Raw genomic sequence first — 21,664 nt, forward strand, 5'->3', positions numbered from 1 at the left:
ATCAGTCCTTTCTCGGCGACGCGTCGGGCGACGCCTCACCTGTGGATGGCACGACGAAACCGAACCGGGTCAGCTCGTGTCGAAAGTTCTCGTGCAAGGGCACATCATCGATTCCACCACGCGCCCAGGGGTGACAGCGCGCAAGGCGGGCAGCGGTGAGCGCTGATCCCTTGACGAGGCCATGCTGCTGAACCGCTCCGACCGCGTAGGCAGAGCACGACGGATAGTACTTGCAGACGTCGCCGTACAGATGCGAGATCGTCGCGCGATAGCCGTGGAGCACGAGAAGCCCGGCGTTGCGCGGCAGGAGAGGGATGGACGAGAGCACACCGGATGCCGTGAGGTGGCCCGTGCCGAGAGAGTACGAGGGGAGGGTGGTCGTACTCACGCGGCGGCCCGTCGCGTCAGACATCTCGTGACCTCGTCGCGCAGCTGCGCGAAGTCGGCGGAGGCAGCGCTCGGCAGCGCGCGGATGACGATGTCCGCTCCCGGGCGGACATCGTCGATGGCCTGCGCGCAGACGGCCTTCAGGCGTCGACGAACGGTGTTGCGAACGACCGCACCGCCCACCTGCTTGCTGACGATGAAGCCGAAACGCGGTGGCCGCTGCTCCGTCGAGGTCGTGACGTACGTCACGGTGTGCGGCGCGGCACAGCGGACACCCCTGCGGACGACGGTCTTGTACTCCGCCCCGCGGGTGATGCGGTTCCCGCGCGCCAGCACTTTCGTCGGATCAGGCGGACAGCTCGGTGCGACCCTTGGCGCGGCGCGCCGACAGGATCGAACGGCCGGCACGCGTGCGCATGCGGGCGCGGAAGCCGTGCTTCTTGGCGCGGCGGCGGTTGTTGGGCTGGAACGTGCGCTTGCTCATGAGGATCACTCCGGATCGGCGGTCACCCGAACGCTCTAGACCGGGGACACGGGGTACAGGGACTGTCCAGGAGCGTCCGAAGGCGCCCCAGGGCATAAGTCAACCGACTAAGGCTACGTCGAGAACCACAAGAACTCAAACCGAAGCACCCGGACGGGTCATTATCCACCGACTGTGGATAGCGTGTGGTGAAGACACGCGGGGCGGATCTACAGTGGATTTTGCTCTTCGCGGGGTCGCTGACTACCGTGACTGCGGTAGTTATCCACAGGTTCGATCATCATCGATGTCGCCCTGCCCCGCACCGATCCCACCCCCGGAGGGGACATGTCACAGCACGAAACTCCAGATGTCCCCGTCTGGACCGCCGTGCTGGAAGAGCTCTCCGGAGACGAGCGCGTCACTCCGCAGTTGCAGGGCTTCATCAATCTCGCCGTCGCCCAGGGCGTCATGAGCGGCACGCTGTACCTCGATGTGCCCAACGACCTCACCGCGGCTCAGCTCAACAAGCGTCTGCGGGCACCCATCATGGAGGCTCTGGCCCGCGTTGACGCCGAGCCGGCGGCATCGTCGTTCCGTGTGGTGGTGAACCCCGAGCTCGCCGACGCGCATCTGACGGTTCCGGTTCCCGTTCAATCCGCGTCCGCGCCGGTCCCGATCGCCCGACCGGCCGCCGAAGACTACGCGGAGACGGCGGCATCACCCTCGCGCAATGACACCCGCCTGAATCCGAAGTACAGCTTCGACAACTTCGTCATTGGTCAGTCCAACCGCTTCGCACACGCGGCGGCCGTCGCCGTTGCTGAAGCGCCCGCGAAGGCCTACAACCCCCTCTTCATCTACGGCGACTCGGGGCTGGGCAAGACCCACCTCCTGCACGCGATCGGCGACTACGCGCTCAGTCTCTACACCGGCATCCGCGTGCGATACGTCTCCAGCGAAGAGTTCACCAACGACTTCATCAACTCCATCGCCAACAACCGCGGCTCCGCGTTCCAGGCTCGCTACCGCGATGTCGACATCCTGCTGATCGACGACATCCAATTCCTCCAGGGAAAAGCAGAGACGCAGGAGGCGTTCTTCCACACCTTCAACACGCTCCACGATCACGACAAGCAGGTCGTCATCACCAGCGATGTGCCACCGCGCCACCTCACCGGCTTCGAAGACCGCATGCGCAGCCGCTTCGAGTGGGGCCTCATCACCGACGTCCAGGCCCCGGACCTCGAGACCCGCATCGCGATCCTGCGCAAGAAGGCGCAGTCCGAGCGCCTCCTCGTTCCCGACGACGTCCTCGAGTACATCGCCACCAAGGTGTCGAGCAACATCCGCGAACTGGAGGGCGCGCTGATCCGTGTGTCCGCCTTCGCGAGCTTGAACCGCTCGACGCTGGACATCTCGCTGGCCCAGACGGTCTTGCGCGACATCGTCGACACCGACGACGCGAACGTCATCTCTCCGACCGACATCATCACGGCCACCGCCCAGTACTTCCGACTGTCGGTGGACGACCTGTACGGGTCGAGTCGGTCCCAGTCCATCGCGACCGCACGTCAGATCGCCATGTACCTGTGCCGGGAGCGCACGAGCCTTTCCCTCCCGAAGATCGGCCAGCTGTTCGGCAACCGAGATCACACCACGGTGATGTACGCGTACAAGAAGATCAGCGAGCTGATGAAGGAACGGCGCTCCATCTACAACCAGGTCTCCGAGATCACGACGCAGCTCGGCCGCGTCGGACGTTGAGCACCTGCCCCGTCTGGGCCGGAAAGACCCTCGGTGTCGTCACCGGGGGTCTTTTCGCGCAGATCGTGCTTGACAGCCTCACACAGGCGGCGCCAATATACGCGTTCTGCACAGTGTGGACAGGCTGTGGATAACTCGGCATCCCCGTGGAGTCTTGTGAGTCGATGACGGTGGGCTGTGGATGACGATCGGACGACGGGGCGGGCATCGTCGCCCTCACCCACCGACTCTCCGCAGGGTGCCCACAAGTTACACGCGTGTGGTTTCCCTGTCGCGACAGGGATCGGTCGAGTTCTCCACAGTTTCCACAGCCGTTAACACCATGACAGAGAACTTCATCAAGGAATCCGATTCGATCACCTCACGGTGTCGAGGGCTGAGGCACGGCGAAAGGATGCCGGGTCAATCCGTTCGGATCGTGGCACTAGCATGGGAGGGCCCTACTCGACGTCAAGGGAGCGCCAGTGAAGTTCCACGTGAATCGCGATGTGTTCAGCGAGGCCGTGTCGTTCGTCGTCAAGCTCCTGCCGCAGCGCAACCCGCAGCCGATCTTGGCGGGTGTGCTGATCGAGGCATCCGAGGACGGCCTGTCGCTGGCGGCCTTCGACTACGAGGCGTCGGCGCGCACGACGATCGAGGCGACGGTCGACGATCCGGGCACCATCCTCGTCCACGGACGACTGCTGTCCGAGATCGCGAGCCGACTGCCCAACGCGCCCATCCAGATCGAGGTCGGCGAGGACGACGGCATCCTGCTCACCTGCGGGTCCGCACGCTTCACCCTCGCGTCGATGCCGGTGCAGGAATACCCCGCGATCCCCGAGGTCTCGGGCGAGTCGGGACTCGTGCCCGCGGAGGACTTCGCCACCGCGATCGCCCAGGTGGCCTTCGCTGCCTCCCGTGACGACGTCACCCCCGTGCTCACCGGTGTCCAGCTGGAGGTGGCGGGCACCGAGCTCAGCCTCGTCGCGACAGATCGCTACCGTGTGGCCCTGCGCGACGTGAAGTTCGACGGCGGGGGTGTCGCCAGCGACGAGTCGACGACCGCACTCGTGCCCGCGCGTACGCTCACCGAGGTCGGAAAGACCTTCGCGCACTCCGGCGACATCCAGATCTCCTTCTCCGGATCCGGCGATCGCGAGATCATCGCCTTCACCGCGGGCAACAAGACGGTGACCTCGCTGCTGATCAAGGGAAACTTCCCTCCGGTGCGTCGCCTCTTCCCCGAGCAGACCGATCACTACGCCGTCGTCAACACGGCGGAGCTGGCCGAAGCGGTCCGTCGCGTCGCCCTCGTTCTCGACCGCTCCGCGCCGCTGCGATTCACGTTCACCGCGGACGGCGTCTCGATGGATGCCTCGGGCACCGAGCAGGCCCGGGCGACCGAGTCGGTCGATGCGACCCTCACCGGCGAGGACGTGACGCTGGGACTGAACCCGCAGTACCTCCTCGAGGCCCTCGGAGCCGTCAAGAGCGAGTTCGCGCGGATCACCTTCACGTCCAGCGACAACGCCAACAAGCTCAGCCCCGTGCTGATCACGCCGCAGACGTCGGGGACGCCCGAGAGCTTCAAGTACCTGTTGCAGCCCAACCTGCTGCTGCGCTGACGTCTTCTGCGCTCTCCCGGCGCACCGTCGGGAGTCGGCACCGCCGAATAGGCTGGGTCGGTGATCGTGGAGCAGCTCAGCCTCGTCGACTTCCGCAACTATGCGGCCGCCGACGTCACGCTGGATGCCGGCGCCAACGTCTTCGTCGGCCGCAACGGCCAGGGCAAGACGAACCTCGCCGAAGCCATCGGCTTCTTCGCCACCCTCGGGTCGCATCGCGTGTCGCAGGACGCTCCGATGGTGCGCGACGGCGCGGATGCCGCCATCGTGCGCATGCGTCTCGCGTACGGTGAACGGCGCGTGATGCTCGAGGCCCAGGTGAACCGGACGGGCAGCAACAAGGCGCGCGTCAACGGCTCGCCGGTGAAGACGTCTGAGCTTCCGCGCTACGCCCAGGTCGTCCTGTTCGCGCCGGAAGATCTGCAGATCGTCCGGTCCGATCCCTCCGCGCGCCGCCGCTTCGCCGACCAGCTCCTCATCCAGCGCGCACCGCGGATGGCGGGAGTGCTCTCCGATTACGACCGTGTCCTCAAGCAGCGCACCGCTCTGCTGAAGTCGGCGCGTGCGCGTGGCGTGCGTGGGGATGCACTGTCCACCTTGGACGTCTGGGACGACAAGCTCGTCCAGCTCGGCACCGACGTGATCCGCGCGCGACTCGCCCTCGTCGACGATCTCGCCGGTCCCGTCGCGCGGGCCTACACCGCGATCGCCGGCGCCGACCATCGGCCCGAGATGGAGTGGATGCTCTCCATCGGCGGCCTCGACCCCGACGATGACGACATCGGGGCCGTCGACGGCTCGCCGGCGACCGTGAGGGGGCTGGGTGCCGGGGACATCCAGCGCATCTTCCGCGAGCAGCTCGTCGCGGTGCGCGCGTCGGAGCTGGAACGAGGGCTGACGTTGGTCGGTCCACATCGCGATGATCTCCTGCTGCGGGTGCGCGGCCTGCCGGTGAAGGGCTACGCATCGCACGGTGAATCCTGGTCGGTCGCCCTCGCCCTGCGTCTCGCGTCGGCAGAGCTTCTGCGTGCGCAGTCGCAGCTGGGCGATCCGGTGCTGATTCTCGATGATGTCTTCGCCGAGCTCGACGCCGATCGCCGTTCGCGCCTGGCGGCACTCGTCGAGGGCTACGAGCAGGTGGTCGTCACGGCCGCCGTCGAGGAGGATGTGCCTGCCGCACTGCGCGCGCGGACGGTGCGCGTGGTCGCGGGAACGATCGTGGCCGCCGACGCGGACGAGGATGCGAAGGTCGACGATGAGTGACGAGATCCCGGAGACGATCGGCACGTATCTGCGCCTGCGCGGCCTGGAGCCGTCTGCGCGCACGGCACGCCGGCGCAAGAAGCGCTCTGTCGACGACGATGACAAACAGCCGTTCGCTCCCGGCCGCGATCCCAAGGGGGTCGCCGACGTGCTCTCGGACCTCACACGTCAGTCGGGCTGGGATGCGCAGCTGGCGCGCGAAGACCTCGTCCTCCAGTGGACGGATGTCGCAGGCGAGGAGACGGCCCGTCACGCGCATCCCGTCGCCCTCGCCGACGGACTTCTGACCGTGCAGTGCGATTCGACGGCGTGGGCGAAGAACCTGCAGCTGATGCGCGCGGAGATCGTGACGCAGCTGATGCGGCGCTTCCCGGATGCCGGGGTGCAGAATGTCCGATTCGTGGGACCGGACGTCCCCTCATGGAAATGGGGCCCCAGAGCCGTTCCAGGGCGGGGTCCTCGCGATACCTACGGTTGAAGAGGGTCCGAGGGCATCTGGAACGATTTCAGGGCGCCACAGGGGCCTTCTCCGGGCTTTCGAGGGTCCTGTGGGGGTAGAATGAGACGTCTCTGATCGACCATCCAGGAGCGCTCGAAACCTATGACGTCCGATACCCCCGACAGCGTTCCTCAGGAACTTCCTCCGAAGCAGTCACAGAAGGTCGAGAACGATTACGGGGCCGACGCCATCCAGGTGCTCGAAGGCCTCGAGGCGGTGCGCAAGCGCCCCGGCATGTACATCGGCTCGACCGGTGAGCGCGGCCTCCACCACCTCGTGTACGAGATCGTCGACAACTCCGTCGACGAGGCACTCGCCGGCTACTGCGACACCATCACGGTCACGATCCTCGAAGACGGCGCGATCCGCGTGGTCGACAACGGTCGTGGCATTCCGGTCGACATGCACAAGACCGAGGGCAAGTCGACCGTGGAGGTCGTGCTGACCGTGCTCCACGCCGGCGGCAAGTTCGGCGGCGGCGGGTATGCGGTCTCCGGCGGGCTGCACGGCGTCGGCTCGTCGGTGGTCAACGCGCTGTCGACCCGGCTGGATGTCGAAGTACGTCGGCAGGGACACGTGTGGCGGCAGTCGTTCCGCGACGGCGGTGTGCCGCAGGCCCCGCTGAGCCAGGACGAGGCGACCGAGGAGACCGGCACGACCATCACGTTCTGGCCGGACGCGTCGATCTTCGAGACGATCGACTTCGACTACGACACCCTGCGCACGCGCTTCCAGCAGACGGCGTTCCTCAACAAGGGGCTGCGCATCACGCTGAGTGATCTGCGTCCCTCGTCGGCCTACCTCGTCGACGGTGAGGACGGCCAGGCCGTCGAGAAGCAGCCCTTCGACGACTTCCACTACGAGCGCGGACTGGTGGACTACGTCGAGTACCTCAACAAGATCCGCAAGGCCGAGGTCGTCAACGACGAGATCATCGAGGTCGAATCCGAGGACACGGAGCGCCACATCTCGCTCGAGCTCGCCATGCAGTGGACCACGAGCTACACCGAGAACGTCTTCACCTTCGCGAACACGATCAACACGCACGAGGGCGGCACCCATGAAGAGGGCTTCCGCGCGGCGATGACCACGTACATCAACAAGTACGCGCGTGAGAAGGGCCTGCTCAAGGAGAAGGACGACAACCTCACGGGCGAGGACATCCGCGAGGGCCTCACCGCCGTCATCTCCGTGAAGCTGTCGGAACCGCAGTTCGAGGGACAGACCAAGACGAAGCTCGGCAACACCGAGGCGAAGGCGTTCGTGCAGAAGGTCGTCGGCGATCAGCTCACCGACTGGCTCGACCGCAACCCCGCCCAGGCGAAGCGCGTCATCATGAAGGCCATCGATGCCGCCACGGCACGGCTGGCCGCACGCAAGGCGCGCGAGACCGCGCGCCGCAAGAGCGTGTTCGAGTCGGCATCCATGCCCGACAAGCTCAAGGACTGCACGAGCAAAGACCCGTCGATCAGTGAGATCTTCCTCGTCGAGGGCGACTCGGCCGGCGGCTCGGCCGTCCGCGGTCGCGACCCCGAGACGCAGGCGATCCTCTCGCTGCGCGGCAAGGTGCTCAATGTCGAGAAGGCGCGACTGGACCGTGCGCTCGGCAACAACGAGATCCAGGCGATCATCTCGGCGTTCGGCTGCGGAATCGGCGAGGACTTCGACGTCGCCAAGGCGCGGTATCACAAGATCGTGCTGATGGCCGATGCCGACGTCGACGGCCAGCACATCACGACGCTGCTGCTGACGCTGCTGTTCCGCTACATGCGCGGACTCATCGAGGCCGGCTTCGTCTATCTCGCCATGCCGCCGCTGTATCGCCTGAAGTGGACCAATGCCGAGCACGAGTACGTGTTCAGCGACCGCGAGCGCGATGCGCTCCTTGCCGACGGTCTGGCCGGGGGCAAGCGCATTCCCAAGGAGTCGGGCATCCAGCGCTACAAGGGTCTCGGAGAGATGAACCCGAAGGAGTTGTGGGAGACGACCATGGACCACAACACCCGCACGCTCCGTCAGGTGACGATCGATGACGCGGCCGCAGCGGACGAGATCTTCTCGGTGCTCATGGGTGAGGACGTCGAGTCGCGACGCAGCTTCATCCAGCGCAACGCCAAGGACGTCCGCTTCCTCGACATCTGATGCCTTTCGACTCGTCGAGCGAGGAGCGCAGCGACGAGTCGAAACGCGACACACGCACCCCGGCCCCCGTGAGAACGAGAAGACATGACTGACGAAGAACGCCCCGACCCGAACGCCGGCCACAACCACGGCAACATCGACCAGGTCGACCTCCAAGTCGAGATGCAGCGCAGCTATCTCGACTACGCGATGAGCGTCATCGTCGGCCGCGCCCTGCCCGACGTCCGTGACGGTCTGAAGCCCGTGCACCGCCGTGTCATCTACGGCATGTACGACGGGGGCTACCGCCCTGACAAGAGCTTCAACAAGTGCGCGCGCGTCGTCGGCGAGGTGATGGGTCAGTATCACCCGCACGGTGACAGTGCGATCTACGACGCGCTCGTGCGCCTCGTGCAGCCGTGGTCGCTGCGCTACCCGCTGGCCGACGGTCAGGGAAACTTCGGATCCCCGGGCAACCAAGGTGCGGCCGCGCCGCGGTACACCGAAACGAAGATGGCCGCGCTCGCCATGGAGATGGTGCGCGACATCGACGAGGACACCGTCGACTTCGAGCCGAACTACGACGGCAAGACGCAGGAGCCGACGGTGCTGCCGTCGCGCTTCCCGAACCTGCTGGTCAACGGCTCGGTCGGCATCGCGGTCGGCATGGCGACCAACATCCCGCCGCACAACCTCCGCGAGGTCGCGGAGGGCGCGCTGTGGGCGCTGGAGAACCCGGACGCGCCGCGCGAGGAGCTGCTCGAGGCGCTCATGAGCCGCATCCACGGGCCGGACTTCCCCACCGGGGCGCAGATTCTCGGAACCAAGGGCATCCGCGAAGCGCAGCGCACCGGTCGGGGTTCGATCACGATGCGCGCCGTCGTGAACGTCGAGGAGATCCAGGGCCGTACGTGCCTCGTGATCACCGAGCTGCCCTACCAGGTCAACCCCGACAACGTCGCGCTGAAGATCCGCGATCTCGCGCGCGACGGGCGCATCACCGGCATCGCCGACATCCGCGACGAGACGAGCGATCGCACGGGTCAGCGTCTCGTCATCGTCCTCAAGCGGGATGCCGTCGCCAAGGTCGTGCTGAACAACCTCTACAAGCACACCCAGCTGCAGGAGAACTTCGGCGCCAACATGCTGGCGATCGTCGACGGGGTGCCGCGCACGCTCGCCCTCGACGGGTTCATCACGTACTGGATCGAGCACCAGGTCGAGGTGATCGTCCGTCGCACGGCCTTCCGACTCCGCAAGGCCGAGGAGCGCATGCACATCCTGCGTGCGTACCTGAAGGCACTCGACGCGCTCGACGAGGTCATCGCGCTCATCCGTCGCTCGCCGACGGTCGAGGAGGCCCGCGAAGGACTCAAGGCGCTCCTGGAGATCGACGACATCCAGGCCGACGCGATCCTGGCCATGCAGCTGCGTCGCCTCGCCGCGCTGGAGCGGCAGAAGATCATCGACGAGGCGACGGAGCTCGAGGCGCAGATCGCCGATCTCAACGACATCCTCGTGTCGCCGGCGCGCCAGCGGACGATCATCGCCGAGGAGCTCACCGGCATCGTCGACAAGTTCGGTGACGACCGTCGCACGCACATCCTGCACGGCTTCGACGGCGACATGTCGATGGAAGACCTCATCCCCGAAGAGGAGATGGTCATCACCGTCACCCGCGACGGGTACATCAAGCGCACGCGCAGCGACAACTATCGTTCCCAGCATCGCGGCGGCAAGGGCGTCAAGGGCGCCCAGCTGCGGGCCGACGATGTCGTCGAGCACTTCTTCGTGACGACCACGCACCACTGGCTGCTCTTCTTCACCACCAAGGGCCGCGTCTACCGGTCGAAGGCGTACGAGGTTCCCGAGGCCGGCCGCGACGCGAAGGGTCAGCACGTCGCGAACCTGCTGGCACTGCAGCCGGGTGAGGAGATCGCGCAGATCCTGGACATCCGCGACTACAAGGTCGCCCAGTACCTCGTGCTCGCGACCCGCGACGGCAAGATCAAGAAGACCTTCCTCAGCGAGTACGACACCAATCGTCAGGGTGGCATCATCGCGATCCGCCTGCGCGGGCAGGATGAGGAGGACGGCGACGAGGTCGTCAGCGCGCTGCTCGTCGACGACACCGACGACATCCTCCTCATCTCCCGTCAGGGCATGTCGCTGCGCTTCACCGCGACCGACGAGTCGCTGCGTCCCATGGGCCGCTCGACCGAGGGTGTGAAGGGGATGTCGTTCCGTGAGGGTGACACGCTGCTGTCGGCATCCGTCGCGAAGGACGATGCCTACGTCTTCGTCGTGACCGAAGGCGGGTACGCCAAGCGCACCGCTGTCGACCAGTACCGCCTCCAGGGACGTGGCGGACTGGGCATCAAGGTCGCCAAGCTGAACGAGGACCGGGGCGATCTCGCCGGCGGTCTGATCGTCGGTGAGGACGACGAGGTCTTGGTGGTTCTTGCCAGCGGCAAGGTGGTACGCTCTGCCGTGGCCGAGGTGCCTGCGAAGGGTCGCGACACCATGGGAGTGGTCTTCGCCCGTCCCGACGACGACGATCGCATCCTCGCAATCGCACGGAACTCGGAGCGAGCGCTCCGAGCGGAGCAGGACCCGGCCGAGACCACCGACGCCGAAGACTCCCCCGCTTCGCGCCCCGAAGGAAGTGACACCGACGCATGAGCACGGTAGCCGACAAGCTCGCCAAGAAGTCATCCAGTAAGACCAGCGCCAAGCAGGTGCGTCTGCGCCTCGTGTACGTGGACTTCTGGTCCGCCGTGAAGCTGTCCTTCCTCGCCGCGGTGGCCGTCGCGATCGTCACTGTGGTGGCGAGCTTCCTGATCTACACGGTGCTCAGCACGACGGGACTGATCGGCAAGCTCGACGACCTCTTCAAGGCCTTCGACGACAACTTCAAGTTGAGCGATGTGATCAACCTGGCGCAGGTCATGGCGTTCTCCTCCGTGGTAGCCATCCTGAACCTGATCGTGATCACGGTGCTGGGCGCCGTCGTCGCCGGGATCTACAACCTGATGGTCAAGGTGACCGGCGGACTGCTCGTCGGCTTCACGTCCAACTGACCGATTTTTTGTTTGCCCGCTCGTCGGGTAAAGTCTTGGAGGTTGACGGCGGCAACGCCGCCTCCGGACGGGGCTATAGCTCAGGCGGTTAGAGCGCTTCACTGATAATGAAGAGGTCCCAGGTTCAAGTCCTGGTAGCCCCACCACTACCCGTCCGGGGCCTTAGCTCAGTTGGTAGAGCGCCTGCTTTGCAAGCAGGATGTCAGGAGTTCGAATCTCCTAGGCTCCACAGTTTTTCTCCCCTCGGCCTCGCACGCTGACATACTCGCAGCATGCGGTTCGAAACGACGCTCTTCCAGCAGGGAAACAACACCGGCATCGTGGTTCCCCCCGAGGTCGTCGAGGCCCTCGGCGGTGGCAGCCGGGCAGCGGTCACGGTCACCGTGAACGGCTTCACCTACCCGAGCACGCTCGCGGTGATGGGTGGACGCCACCTCATCCCGTTCTCGTCCGACAAGCGCTCGGCGACCGGCCTCGCCGGCGGTGACGCGATCGAGGTCACCCTCGAGCTCGACACGGCACCGCGGACGGTCGAGGTCCCGGACGATCTCGCCGTCGCCTTGGACGATGCGGGGATCCGCGCGCGCTTCGACGCGCTCGCTCCCAGCGCGCGCAAGGCGCACGTCACGAACGTGGTCTCGGCCAAGACGGATGAGACCCGCACGCGACGCATCGCCGCGATCGTCGCGAAGCTCGCCTGAGCGGCGGCGCAGCGTCAGTCCGTCGTGCGGGCGAAGCGCTGCCGGGTCTCGGCATCCGCGACGTAGACCACGAGTTGCACGTCGGTGTGATCCGACGGTCGCAGCTGGTGGTGCTCGAACACCAGCCGCCCCCGTTCGGGATGGCGGAACACGCGCTCGCGTGAGACGAAGCCCCCCACGCCGTGCTCGTTCCACCGGGTGCGGAAGTCGTCGCTGGCCGCGATCAGTCTCGCAACCAGATCGCGGTAGCGCGGATCTCCCAGACGAGGTCCGGCCTCGGCGCGGAACTCGGCGAGGAATCTTCTGCTCGTGTCGTCCCAGTCGTCCAGCAGCGAGCGCACCGACGGGTCGGTGAACACGAGCCAGAGAAGGTTGCGATCTTCCGACGAGGTCGTGGCCACACCGGGGTACAGGCGCTCATACGCGCTGTTCCAGCCCGCGATCCCCCAGTCGGGGGCGAGTGCGTACGCGGGGTGGTCGTCGAGGGCGTCGAGAAAGCGCTGCACGGCGGCGGGCGCCGTATCCACGGCATCGGCGCGGGCCGCCGGCCGTGGCGCGAGGCCCACGAGACTCAGCACGTAATCGTGTTCGGCGTCGGTGAGGCGCAGCGCCGCCGCGACGGCGTCCAGGACTTGGCGCGAGGGGTGGATGTCGCGCCCCTGCTCGAGCCACGTGTACCAGGTGACGCTCACCCCCGACAGGTACGAGACCTCCTCGCGCCGCAGGCCCACGGCTCGACCACGGCCGGCCGGCGGCAGCCCGTAGGCGGCCCGATCGAGACGCTCGCGTTGGCGTCGCAGGAACGAGCCCAGCTCCTGCCGCCGCTGACGGCCGTCGTCGCGGGTGCTGTCGTCAGTCACCCCACAAACCTAGTACTGCCACTACTAGGAGCAGCGCAGACTTCCGACCGCGTGCCGCGGCATCCAGAGTGGAACCATGCCCACCCCTCTGCGCTCCCGCACCGTCACGCACGGCCGCAACGCCGCTGGCGCCCGTGCCCTGTTCCGCGCCGCCGGCGTCAACGCCGCCGACTTCGGCAAGCCGATGATCGCCGTCGCCAACAGCTTCACCGAGTTCGTCCCCGGCCACACGCACCTGCAGCCGGTGGGCCGCATCGTCTCCGACGCGATCACCGCGGCCGGCGGCATCCCGCGCGAGTTCAACACCATCGCCGTCGACGACGGCATCGCCATGGGGCACGGCGGCATGCTGTACTCGCTGCCCTCACGCGATCTGATCGCCGACTCGGTGGAATACATGGTCAACGCGCACCAGGCCGACGCGCTCGTGTGCATCTCCAACTGCGACAAGATCACGCCCGGAATGCTGATGGCGGCCCTCCGCCTCAACATTCCGACCGTCTTCGTCTCGGGCGGTCCGATGGAGTCGGGCCGGGCGACTCTGGTCGACGGGACCGTCCGCACCCTCGACCTGGTCGACGCGATCTCCGAGGCGGCGAACGACACGGTGTCGGATGCCGACATCCAGCGCATCGAGGAGAACGCCTGCCCGACGTGCGGGTCGTGCTCGGGCATGTTCACGGCCAACTCGATGAACTGTCTCGTCGAAGCGCTCGGCCTCGCCCTTCCCGGCAACGGCTCGGTACTGGCGACCCACACCGCCCGCCGCGCGCTGTACGAGAAGGCGGGCGAGGTCGCGGTGCAGATCACGCGGGCGTTCTACGACGAAGACGACGCGTCGGTGCTTCCGCGCGCCGTCGCGAGCCCGGCGGCCTTCGCCAACGCGATGGCGCTCGACATCGCGATGGGCGGATCGACGAACACGATCCTCCACCTGCTGGCCGCGGCGCACGAGGCCGGCATCGACTTCGGTCTCGACGAGATCGACGCCATCTCCCGTCGCGTGCCGTGCCTTGCGAAGATCGCACCCAACCCGGCCTACGGCCGCATGTACTACATGGAGGACGTGCACCGCGCCGGCGGCATCCCCACCATCCTCGGCGAGCTGCACCGCGCGGGGCTGCTCAACTCCGATGTCTCGTCGATCCACGCGGCCTCGCTGGACGCGTGGCTGGGCGAGTGGGACGTGCGCGGGGGTACGGCTTCCGACGCGGCGCGTGAGCTCTGGCACGCGGCACCCGGAGGCGTGCGCTCCTCGAGCGCGTTCTCGCAGTCGGAGCGCTGGGCGACCCTGGACGAGGATGCCGAGAACGGCTGCATCCGCTCCGTCGCGCACGCCTACTCCGCCGACGGTGGTCTCGCGGTGCTGCGCGGCAACCTCGCGGTGGACGGCGCCGTGGTCAAGACCGCGGGCGTGGACCCCTCGATCCTGGTGTTCTCGGGTCCTGCGGTGGTCTGCGAGTCGCAAGAGGAGGCGGTGGCGAAGATCCTCGGCAAGAAGGTGCAGCCGGGTGACGTCGTCGTGATCCGGTACGAGGGTCCCAAGGGCGGCCCGGGTATGCAGGAGATGCTGCATCCCACCTCGTTCCTCAAGGGCCGGGGCCTGGGCAAGGTGTGCGCCCTGGTGACCGACGGTCGTTTCTCGGGCGGCACGTCGGGTCTGTCCATCGGTCACGTCTCGCCGGAAGCAGCCAGCGGCGGGATCATCGCCCTCGTCGAAGACGGTGACATCGTCGACATCGACATCCCGTCGCGGTCGATGAGCCTGCGTGTGGACGACGACGAGCTCGAGCGACGTCGCGCCCGACTGCTGGACGAGGGCGGATACGCGCCGCGCGATCGTCAGCGACCGGTGTCGCTGGCGCTGCGGGCGTATGCGGCGATGGCGACGTCGGCCGATCGCGGAGCCGTCCGCGATGTCGAATCCGTCGAACGTGCGCTGCGTGAACGCGAGCTGCGGACGGCTTCGGCCTGACCCTCGGATCTGCCGATCGCGACCGCTAGGCTCTCGGCATGGACTTGCGGGTCGCCGCCTACGCCGTCGTCGTCGACGAGTCCGACCGCGTGCTGCTCGCTCACTGGCACCAGGGGCGCCGGGGAGCTTGGACCATGCCCGGCGGCGGCCTGGAAGAGGGCGAGGATCCCGTGGATGCCGCGCGCCGAGAGGTGTGGGAGGAGACCGGGTACCGCGTGCGGATCGGCACGCTCCTCGGCATCCACTCCCGCGTGATCCCGGCGAACCGCCGGGTCTTCGCTGCCGACACCGAGCCCCTGCATACGCTGCGCATCGTGTACCGCGCGCAGGTGACGGGAGGTCAGCTGCGCCACGAGAAGAACGGATCGACCGATCGGGCGGAGTGGTTCGACCTCACGGCGCTGCCGCCGCAACGGGTGAAGCTCGTCGACATCGCGCTCGGGATGGCCGGCGTGGCCGTCACCGGCGCGGTCTGAGCGCGCAGTGCGATCGGCTCAGGACGCCGCCGGCTGCGAGATGTCGGCAACCGTCGCATCGTATGCACGGATGAGGTCGTCGGCGTCGACGAACAGGCTGTAGCCGTGCGCCCCGGCACCCATCGCGATACGTCTGCCCACGATCGACGCGTCCGCGTACACCGGCCAGTCGTTCGTGCTGCCGATCGGCACGATGGTTCCCCGCTCGTAGCCGGTCGCGGCCAGAGCGAGCTCCGGCTCGGGGAGTCTCAGCTTGTTCACCCCGACCAGCGCGCGCAGTTTCGGCCAGGAGATCGCCAGATCTCCCGGAATCAACGCGAACAGATACGTGTCGTCGGACTTCTTGACCACGAGTGTCTTGACGATGTCAGCAGGCTGCAGACCGAGCAGGCCGGCCGCCTCCGCAAGGCTGGATGCCGCGGGCCGCTCACGAACCTCGATGGCCAGGCCGCGCGCGGCGGCCGCATCTCGGACGCGGTCGAGGGGATCAGGCATCCGGGGCGCGCAGCGGGTCGTCCGCCACCCACAACTCGTCGTCCGCGCGAAGGGTCTGCCACGCCGCGTAGACCACGCCGGCCGCCGCCGCGATGCCGAGGAGGATCGCGATGACGCCCCCGGCGCCGATCCCCTTCTTCGCAGCGGGGACGCTCAGCTGCTTCGTCGCCTTCTTGCCGTACTTGTCGGCCTTCTTCTGCAGAGCGGCGAGGTCGATCGATCCGAAACCGCGACCGGCGGCCAGATCTTGACGCTTCTCGTTCGCGGCATCCCACACCGAGAGCGCCGAACCGATCAGGGCACCCGCCGTCGGGACGACCTTGTCGTTGTAGACCTTCTTGGAGGTCGCGACGCCCTGCTCGACATAGGGGGCGGCGTACTTCTCGTAGGTGTGCTGCACGGTCGGCACGACCTGCTCGCGGTTGTAGTTGCCGAGCTGGCGGCCGGCTTCGCGGGCGACCTCGCCCGCCTGTCCGATCAGGACCTGCTGCGACTCCCACAGCGTGTTCGCCTGGTGCTGGAGCTTGCGGAGTTCCTTCTTGCGCTTGCGGCTGAGGCTCACGGTGCCCTCCCTGGGTTCCGGCTGGGTTTCATCCCATCTTGCCAGACCTCCCGGGCCTCGCGAGGGGTTGACAGGTGAGAGAATGCTAGGCATGCCGATCCACACCGCCGTCGCGACCATCCACACCAACCACGGCGACATCGTCGTCAACCTCTTCGGAGACCACGCACCGCGCACCGTGCAGAACTTCACGGGTCTGGCCGACGGCTCGCAGGCCTGGACGCACCCGGCGACCGGCAAGCCCGGCGAGGGTCCGCTGTACAAGGACGTCATCTTCCACCGCATCATCCCGAACTTCATGATCCAGGGCGGCGACCCGCTCGGTCAGGGCGTCGGGGGCCCGGGCTACAACTTCAACGACGAGATCCACCCCGAGCTCACGTTCGGTGCGCCCTACCTGCTCGCGATGGCCAACGCCGGACTGCGCCGCAACGCCATCACGGGCAAGGCCGAGGGCACCAACGGCTCGCAGTTCTTCATCACGACCGATCCGACGCCGTGGCTCAACGGCAAGCACACGATCTTCGGCGAGGTCGCCGACGATGCCTCGCGTGCCGTCGTCGACGCGATCTCGGCCGTTCCGACCGCCGCGGGCGACCGCCCGATCGAGCCCGTCGTGATCAGCTCGATCGACGTCGTCCCCGCCTGAAGAGAGCGGAACCGGCCCGCGTGACCGACTCCGACATCCGCACCAATCCGGACAACTTCTGCTACCGGCATCCTGACCGCCAGAGCTTCGTGCTCTGCCAGCGGTGTCTGCGCACGATCTGCGGAGAGTGCCAGACGCCGCTGCCGGTGGGCGTGATCTGTCCGGAGTGCCTCGCCGAGCAGCGCCAGGCCGCCAAGGCGAATGTCACGCGGATGCCGCGACGGCGTCCGTCCGGCATCGACGGCAAACCGGTCGTGACGTACACGTTGGTCATCGTCACCACCGTGTTCTACCTGATCGGACTGATCCCGGGCATCGGCCCGCTGGTTCAGAGTCTTTTTGCGTTCGCACCGTGGCTGGCCTACACGCAGCCTTGGCGATTGTTGACCGTGACGCTCGTGCACGCGAGCCCTTTCCACATCGCCTTCAACATGCTGGCGCTGTGGGCGCTGGGACGCAGTCTCGAACCGCTGCTCGGGCGGTGGCGTTTCTTGGCGCTCTACCTCCTGAGCGCGTTGGGTGGATCCGTGCTGGGCGCCTTCGTCGCGCCGACGACATGGGTCGTCGGCGCTTCCGGTGCGGTCTGGGGTCTTCTGGGCGCGATGTTCGTCATCGGTCGTCACCTCGGCGCCAACGTCACCGCGATCGCCGTGCTTCTCGGGATCAACCTCGTGATCACGTTCCTGCCCGGATCGGGCATCGCGTGGCCGGCTCACATCGGCGGCGGGCTCGTGGGTGCGCTGATCGGCGTGATCTTCGCCCGAACGCGCAAGATCCGACAACGGGGGCTGCAAGTATGGTTGCTCGTCGCGGTCGGGGCGGGTCTGCTGGGCCTCCTCGCGGTGCCCTTGTTCATCTACGCCTAGGCCGTCAGCGGAGACTTATCCACAGGCTCATCCACAGATGGGGATGAATTACACCGGTGTAACTCACAGGCGCTGACACCTGTGGAAAGACCGCGGGGCGGCGATCAGCGCCAGCGCGTCGTCATCAGGAACCCGATGAAGGCGATCCCGAAGCCGATGACGAGGTTCCATCCGGCGATGCCGGGAATCGGCAGCGCCTGGTTGCTCAGGTAGAACACGATCACCCACAGCAGCCCCAGGATCATGAGCCCGAGCATGATGGGCTTGAACCACACCGGGTTGGGTGCGGACTCGCCCTCGCCGTACTCCGCGACCTGCTCGTCGTGCTTTCCTGAACGCGCCATGGCCAAGATTCTACCTGGCAGGTCTCCCCCAGCCACGCTGTGCGACAATCACAGCGTGAAGGACGGCACCGGCGACAACGCAGCCGAGGGCATCGACCCCCTCGAGCACACGTCTCGACGTGCGCGGCGTCTTGCCGCGCAGTCGGAGGGGTCCGGGCCGACGATCCCGGCGCAGACGAACTCGCAGGAGCCGGAGGGCACGTCCCCGGCGGCGCGCCCGGTCAAGCCGGTGAAGCCGCGGCGACGAGCCTCTTTCCTCGGCGTCCTCGGCGAGCTGCTGATCACGGCCGGCGTCATCGCACTGCTCTACGTCGCCTGGCAGATGTGGATCGGTGACTGGATCATCGGGTCGCAGAAGCACACCGAGGCCAGCGCGCTGTCGCAGAGCTGGCTGCAGCAGGCATCGCAGAGCCCGACGGCATCCGACACTCCGTCTCCATCTCCGAGCGCGAGCTCATCTCCGGAGGCCGCCGCACCTGTCGTTCCGGTAATGGCCCAGAAGGACTACGGTCAGCAGTTCGGGGTCATGTTCATCCCGCGTTTCGGGCCGAACTGGCAGTTCACCGTGGCCGCGGGCACCGGCCGTCACGACATCCTCGACGCGGGCGAGATCGGTCACTACACCGACACCGCCATGCCCGGAGAGGTCGGCAACACCGTGTACGCCGCCCATCGGTGGACCTCGGGCGCACCCTTCGACCCGATCGACAAGCTCGTGATCGGCGACGCCATCGTCATCCAGACCCCGGACGGCTGGTACACCTATCGCTTCCGTACTCTGGAGTACGTCCAGGCGACGCAGGTCGAGGTCTTGCTGCCCGTTCCGCAGCAGGTGGGCATGGCGGCCAACGGCCGTTACCTCACCCTGACCAGCTGTGCCCCGAAGCTCAACATGCTCGAGCGCATCATCGCATACGCCGTGTTCGAGAGCTTCACTCCGACCTCGGCGGGACCGCCCGCCTCGCTGACCCAGGGAGTGTCCGCCTGATGTATGCCGCCCTCTGGCGCGTTCTGCCCGGCCCGGCCTGGGTGCGCATCGTGATTCTGCTGGTCCTGCTCGCCGCAGTGCTCTACGGGCTGTTCTGGTACGTGTTCCCGTGGGTCGGCCAGTTCATCAATCCGCAGGATGCCACGGTCGGCGGCTGACGGGCGTCGCGTCCTCGTCGTCGACAACCACGACAGCTTCGTTCACACGCTCACCGGCTATCTGCAGGAGCTGGGTGCGACGACCGACATGGTCGAAGCGGATGCCGTCGACGACGCGGGTGCGTTGATCGCGCCGTATGCCGGAGTGCTGATCTCGCCGGGGCCCGGCGCCCCCGCGGATGCCGGGGCGTCGATCGACATCGTGCGCGCGGCGGGGGGTCAGGGGATCCCTCTGCTCGGGGTGTGCTTGGGCCACCAGGTGCTCGCGGCGGCGTTCGGCGCGACGGTCGCCGAAGCCCCCCGACTGCGCCACGGCACGACGTCGCAGGTGTGGCACGACGGCGCGTTCCCCTTCACGGGACTGCCCTCACCCTTCCCCGCGACGCGATACCACTCCCTCGCCGTCGTTCCGGACTCACTGCCCGCCGAACTCCAGGTGACAGCGCAGACGTCGTCCGGAGTCATCATGGGACTCGCCCACCGTGACCTGCCGCTCTGGGGGGTGCAGTTTCATCCCGAGTCGGTGCTCACCGAGGGGGGCCATCTGCTGCTGGGCGCATGGCTCGAGCGCATCGGAGTCACCGGCGCCGAGGCGCGGGGCCGTGAGCTGCGGCCCCTGCGCGGACTACTTTCCGGTGCAGACGCGGAGCTCGACCGTGGAGTGGATCGGCACGTCGCCCGGGGGCAGTGACTGCCCGGCGACGATCGGTGTCGATCCCACGGCGGGGCACGATGGGTCTTCGACGACGCTCGCGGTGAGCTTGAGGTCATCGGAGGTGAGGTCGCGGGTCGCCGCGTCGACGGTGTAACCGACGAGATTCACCAGAGCGACCTTGCCGCTGGCGACCGTGAGGTTCACGCGCGTTCCGACCGGGATCTGCGTGCCGGCGGTCTGATCGGCGGAGATCACGATGCCCTGGGCGAGGTCGGGATCGCTGCGCGTCGTCACGGCGCCGAGCTGCAATCCGACGGCCTTCAGAGCCGCTTCGGCATCTGTCGAGGACTTTCCGGCGATATCGGGCATGGCGCTGGTCTGCTGTCCCGTGGAGACGTAGACCGTGATCGTCTGGCCGGGCGCGACGATGGTGCCCGCGGCGGGATCGGTGCGGATGACGTTGCCGGCCACGATCCCGTCGTCGCTCTGGTCCACGCGCTTCGCCTCGAGATCCTGCCCCGCCAGCTTCTCGCTGGCGCGGTCCCACGACATGTCGACGACGTCCTCGACGACGCGCGAGTTCTGGGGAACCGCGCTGCCGGGACGTATCGTGATCACCCAGATCAGCACGGAGATCAGCACGACGGCGAGCAGCGCCACGCCGGCCCAGATCCAGGCGGCCGGGGGTCCGGCCTGCGTCCGTCGCATCGTGGTGTCGGCGGTGAGCTGTCGCAGCGACCGGGCCGTCTCGGCAGCCTGTCGCGGATTCGCACCGTACAGCTCGCTCGCCAGCGCGCCGACCTGCTTCTTCGTGGGGGCGTGACCGTCCACGGTGGCGTCGAGCGCCTGGCGGAACGACGCCGCGTCCTGGTATCGCTGGAACGGATCCTTGGCGAGAGCGCGCAGCGCCACGGCGTCGATCGAGCGCGGGATCGCATCGACCAGTTCGGACGGCGGCAGGGGCGTCTCGCTCACGTGCTGGTAGGCGACGGCGACCGGTGACTCGCCGCGGAAGGGCTGGCGACCGGTGAGCAGCTCGTACAGCACGATGCCGGCGGAGTAGAGGTCGGCGCGCGCATCGACCGGCTCGCCCTTGGCCTGCTCCGGCGACAGGTAGGCCGCGGTGCCGATGATCGCGGTGGTCTCGGCGACGGTGGAGGAAGAGTCGGACACGGCGCGCGCGATGCCGAAGTCCATCACCTTCACCTGGCCGCCGGCGGTGATCATGACGTTTCCGGGCTTGATGTCGCGGTGGACGACGCCGGCGCGATGGGAGTACTCGAGTGCTTCGAGGATGCCGTCCACGTAGCGGATGGCGTCGCCGACGGGCACGCCGCCGTCGCTGACGACATCCTTGAGAAGGGTGCCCTCCACGAGTTCCATCACGATGTACGGCACGGGATGCGTCGAGCCGTCCGGGTCGGTCTCGGCATCTTCACCGGCGTCGTAGACGCGGACGATCGCGGGGTGCGACATCCTCGATGCCGACTGCGCCTCGAGCCGGAACCGCGTGCGGAACGCACTGTCTTCGGCGAGCTCCCGCTTGAGGATCTTGATCGCCACCTGACGCCCGAGGGTCAGGTCCTGCCCGCGATACACGCTGGCCATGCCTCCGCGGCCGATGAGTTCATCGACCCGATACCGCTCGGACAGCACACGCGGATCTGCAGACACTTCTCTCCCCTGGGCTGACTCATAGCCAGCCTAATAGAACCCTCCTGTGCGACCCCTGGATCCGTCAGTCCGCG

23 protein-coding genes and 2 tRNA genes are annotated in these 21,664 nt (G+C 67.2%); 17 read left to right on the plus strand and 8 right to left on the minus strand.

The window, feature by feature from the left end; all coding sequences use genetic code 11:
* Position 1: 1 nt before the first annotated feature.
* From yidD to rpmH, 3 genes are read right to left on the minus strand one after another with little or no spacing between them, the layout of a single operon-like run.
* Entirely contained in the window at positions 2 to 388 is a 387-nt protein-coding gene (yidD, locus tag CEP17_RS10240; RefSeq protein ID WP_231560286.1) for a membrane protein insertion efficiency factor YidD, read from the minus strand.
* Positions 385 to 723 (minus strand): ribonuclease P protein component, encoded by a 339-nt coding sequence (gene rnpA / locus CEP17_RS10245; RefSeq protein ID WP_036319511.1) that lies wholly within the window; start codon positions 721 to 723, stop codon positions 385 to 387. The genes yidD and rnpA overlap by 4 nt, the downstream gene beginning before the upstream one ends.
* A gap of 10 nt (positions 724 to 733) precedes the next feature.
* Positions 734 to 871, minus strand: coding sequence for a 50S ribosomal protein L34 (rpmH, locus tag CEP17_RS10250; RefSeq protein WP_005054680.1), 138 nt, complete (start codon positions 869 to 871; stop codon positions 734 to 736).
* A 327-nt stretch (positions 872 to 1,198) separates the two neighbouring features.
* Between rpmH and dnaA the strand changes: the two genes are divergently transcribed.
* The 10 genes from dnaA to CEP17_RS10300 all read left to right on the plus strand — a co-directional run bounded on the left by dnaA (position 1,199) and on the right by CEP17_RS10300 (position 11,888).
* Complete coding sequence (gene dnaA, locus CEP17_RS10255) at positions 1,199 to 2,617, plus strand: chromosomal replication initiator protein DnaA (protein ID WP_112932162.1); 1,419 nt, start codon at positions 1,199 to 1,201, stop codon at positions 2,615 to 2,617.
* 464 nt (positions 2,618 to 3,081) lie between these two features.
* The gene (gene dnaN / locus CEP17_RS10260) at positions 3,082 to 4,224 is read left to right on the plus strand and encodes a DNA polymerase III subunit beta (RefSeq protein WP_036319509.1); all 1,143 of its coding nucleotides are present in this window, start codon (positions 3,082 to 3,084) and stop codon (positions 4,222 to 4,224) included.
* 60 nt (positions 4,225 to 4,284) lie between these two features.
* Complete coding sequence (gene recF / locus CEP17_RS10265; RefSeq protein WP_112932163.1) at positions 4,285 to 5,487, plus strand: DNA replication/repair protein RecF; 1,203 nt, start codon at positions 4,285 to 4,287, stop codon at positions 5,485 to 5,487.
* Positions 5,480 to 5,965, plus strand: a complete 486-nt coding sequence (locus CEP17_RS10270; protein WP_036319506.1) for a DciA family protein — start codon at positions 5,480 to 5,482, stop codon at positions 5,963 to 5,965. Before recF ends, CEP17_RS10270 begins: the two co-directional genes overlap by 8 nt.
* Before the next feature lie 123 nt (positions 5,966 to 6,088).
* Positions 6,089 to 8,128 carry a DNA topoisomerase (ATP-hydrolyzing) subunit B gene (gene gyrB / locus CEP17_RS10275; RefSeq protein ID WP_036319504.1) on the plus strand — a complete coding sequence of 680 codons (2,040 nt, stop codon included), beginning with the start codon at positions 6,089 to 6,091 and terminating at the stop codon, positions 8,126 to 8,128.
* A gap of 84 nt (positions 8,129 to 8,212) precedes the next feature.
* The gene (gene gyrA, locus CEP17_RS10280) at positions 8,213 to 10,789 is read left to right on the plus strand and encodes a DNA gyrase subunit A (RefSeq protein ID WP_112932164.1); all 2,577 of its coding nucleotides are present in this window, start codon (positions 8,213 to 8,215) and stop codon (positions 10,787 to 10,789) included.
* The gene (locus CEP17_RS10285) at positions 10,786 to 11,187 is read left to right on the plus strand and encodes a DUF3566 domain-containing protein (RefSeq protein WP_036319501.1); all 402 of its coding nucleotides are present in this window, start codon (positions 10,786 to 10,788) and stop codon (positions 11,185 to 11,187) included. The genes gyrA and CEP17_RS10285 overlap by 4 nt, the downstream gene beginning before the upstream one ends.
* 69 nt (positions 11,188 to 11,256) lie before the next feature.
* Positions 11,257 to 11,333, plus strand: a tRNA-Ile gene (locus CEP17_RS10290).
* 10 nt (positions 11,334 to 11,343) lie between these two features.
* Positions 11,344 to 11,416 (plus strand) — tRNA-Ala (locus CEP17_RS10295).
* A gap of 43 nt (positions 11,417 to 11,459) precedes the next feature.
* Positions 11,460 to 11,888, plus strand: a complete 429-nt coding sequence (locus CEP17_RS10300) for a YdeI/OmpD-associated family protein (protein WP_112932165.1) — start codon at positions 11,460 to 11,462, stop codon at positions 11,886 to 11,888.
* A gap of 14 nt (positions 11,889 to 11,902) precedes the next feature.
* Here CEP17_RS10300 and CEP17_RS10305 read toward each other — a convergent pair whose 3' ends face one another.
* Complete coding sequence (locus tag CEP17_RS10305; RefSeq protein ID WP_112932166.1) at positions 11,903 to 12,748, minus strand: helix-turn-helix transcriptional regulator; 846 nt, start codon at positions 12,746 to 12,748, stop codon at positions 11,903 to 11,905.
* Positions 12,749 to 12,824: 76 nt separating this feature from the next.
* Here CEP17_RS10305 and ilvD point away from each other — a divergent pair, with 76 nt between their 5' ends.
* Both ilvD and CEP17_RS10315 read left to right on the plus strand, forming a co-directional pair.
* Positions 12,825 to 14,723, plus strand: coding sequence for a dihydroxy-acid dehydratase (gene ilvD, locus CEP17_RS10310; protein WP_112932167.1), 1,899 nt, complete (start codon positions 12,825 to 12,827; stop codon positions 14,721 to 14,723).
* A 38-nt stretch (positions 14,724 to 14,761) separates the two neighbouring features.
* Complete coding sequence (locus CEP17_RS10315; RefSeq protein ID WP_039415234.1) at positions 14,762 to 15,199, plus strand: NUDIX domain-containing protein; 438 nt, start codon at positions 14,762 to 14,764, stop codon at positions 15,197 to 15,199.
* Between the two features lie 18 nt (positions 15,200 to 15,217).
* Here CEP17_RS10315 and CEP17_RS10320 read toward each other — a convergent pair whose 3' ends face one another.
* Both CEP17_RS10320 and CEP17_RS10325 read right to left on the minus strand, forming a co-directional pair.
* Positions 15,218 to 15,694 carry a YbaK/EbsC family protein gene (locus CEP17_RS10320; protein ID WP_112932168.1) on the minus strand — a complete coding sequence of 159 codons (477 nt, stop codon included), beginning with the start codon at positions 15,692 to 15,694 and terminating at the stop codon, positions 15,218 to 15,220.
* Positions 15,687 to 16,256, minus strand: coding sequence for a hypothetical protein (locus CEP17_RS10325; RefSeq protein ID WP_036319490.1), 570 nt, complete (start codon positions 16,254 to 16,256; stop codon positions 15,687 to 15,689). Before CEP17_RS10325 ends, CEP17_RS10320 begins: the two co-directional genes overlap by 8 nt.
* A 91-nt stretch (positions 16,257 to 16,347) precedes the next feature.
* Here CEP17_RS10325 and CEP17_RS10330 point away from each other — a divergent pair, with 91 nt between their 5' ends.
* The gene (locus CEP17_RS10330) at positions 16,348 to 16,905 is read left to right on the plus strand and encodes a peptidylprolyl isomerase (RefSeq protein ID WP_036282703.1); all 558 of its coding nucleotides are present in this window, start codon (positions 16,348 to 16,350) and stop codon (positions 16,903 to 16,905) included.
* 20 nt (positions 16,906 to 16,925) lie between these two features.
* Positions 16,926 to 17,771, plus strand: a complete 846-nt coding sequence (locus CEP17_RS10335) for a rhomboid family intramembrane serine protease (protein ID WP_112932169.1) — start codon at positions 16,926 to 16,928, stop codon at positions 17,769 to 17,771.
* A 104-nt stretch (positions 17,772 to 17,875) separates the two neighbouring features.
* Here the strand turns inward: CEP17_RS10335 and CEP17_RS10340 are convergent, their stop codons facing one another.
* Entirely contained in the window at positions 17,876 to 18,115 is a 240-nt protein-coding gene (locus CEP17_RS10340; protein ID WP_005054721.1) for a cell division protein CrgA, read from the minus strand.
* Between the two features lie 55 nt (positions 18,116 to 18,170).
* On the opposite strand from CEP17_RS10340, the gene CEP17_RS10345 reads away from it, so the two are divergent.
* From CEP17_RS10345 to CEP17_RS10350, 3 genes are read left to right on the plus strand one after another with little or no spacing between them, the layout of a single operon-like run.
* Complete coding sequence (locus tag CEP17_RS10345) at positions 18,171 to 19,103, plus strand: class E sortase (RefSeq protein ID WP_239498502.1); 933 nt, start codon at positions 18,171 to 18,173, stop codon at positions 19,101 to 19,103.
* The gene (locus CEP17_RS15185; RefSeq protein WP_036319487.1) at positions 19,103 to 19,261 is read left to right on the plus strand and encodes a hypothetical protein; all 159 of its coding nucleotides are present in this window, start codon (positions 19,103 to 19,105) and stop codon (positions 19,259 to 19,261) included. The genes CEP17_RS10345 and CEP17_RS15185 overlap by 1 nt, the downstream gene beginning before the upstream one ends.
* On the plus strand, positions 19,242 to 19,952 hold the full coding sequence (locus CEP17_RS10350; RefSeq protein ID WP_112932170.1) for a gamma-glutamyl-gamma-aminobutyrate hydrolase family protein: 711 nt from the start codon (positions 19,242 to 19,244) through the stop codon (positions 19,950 to 19,952). Before CEP17_RS15185 ends, CEP17_RS10350 begins: the two co-directional genes overlap by 20 nt.
* Here the strand turns inward: CEP17_RS10350 and pknB are convergent.
* On the minus strand, positions 19,887 to 21,590 hold the full coding sequence (pknB, locus tag CEP17_RS10355) for a Stk1 family PASTA domain-containing Ser/Thr kinase (RefSeq protein ID WP_112932171.1): 1,704 nt from the start codon (positions 21,588 to 21,590) through the stop codon (positions 19,887 to 19,889). The genes CEP17_RS10350 and pknB overlap by 66 nt on opposite strands.
* Between the last annotated feature and the right edge of the window lie 74 nt (positions 21,591 to 21,664).

The organism is Microbacterium sp. PM5, from assembly GCF_003293595.1.
Classification (GTDB): Bacteria; Actinomycetota; Actinomycetes; order Actinomycetales; family Microbacteriaceae; genus Microbacterium.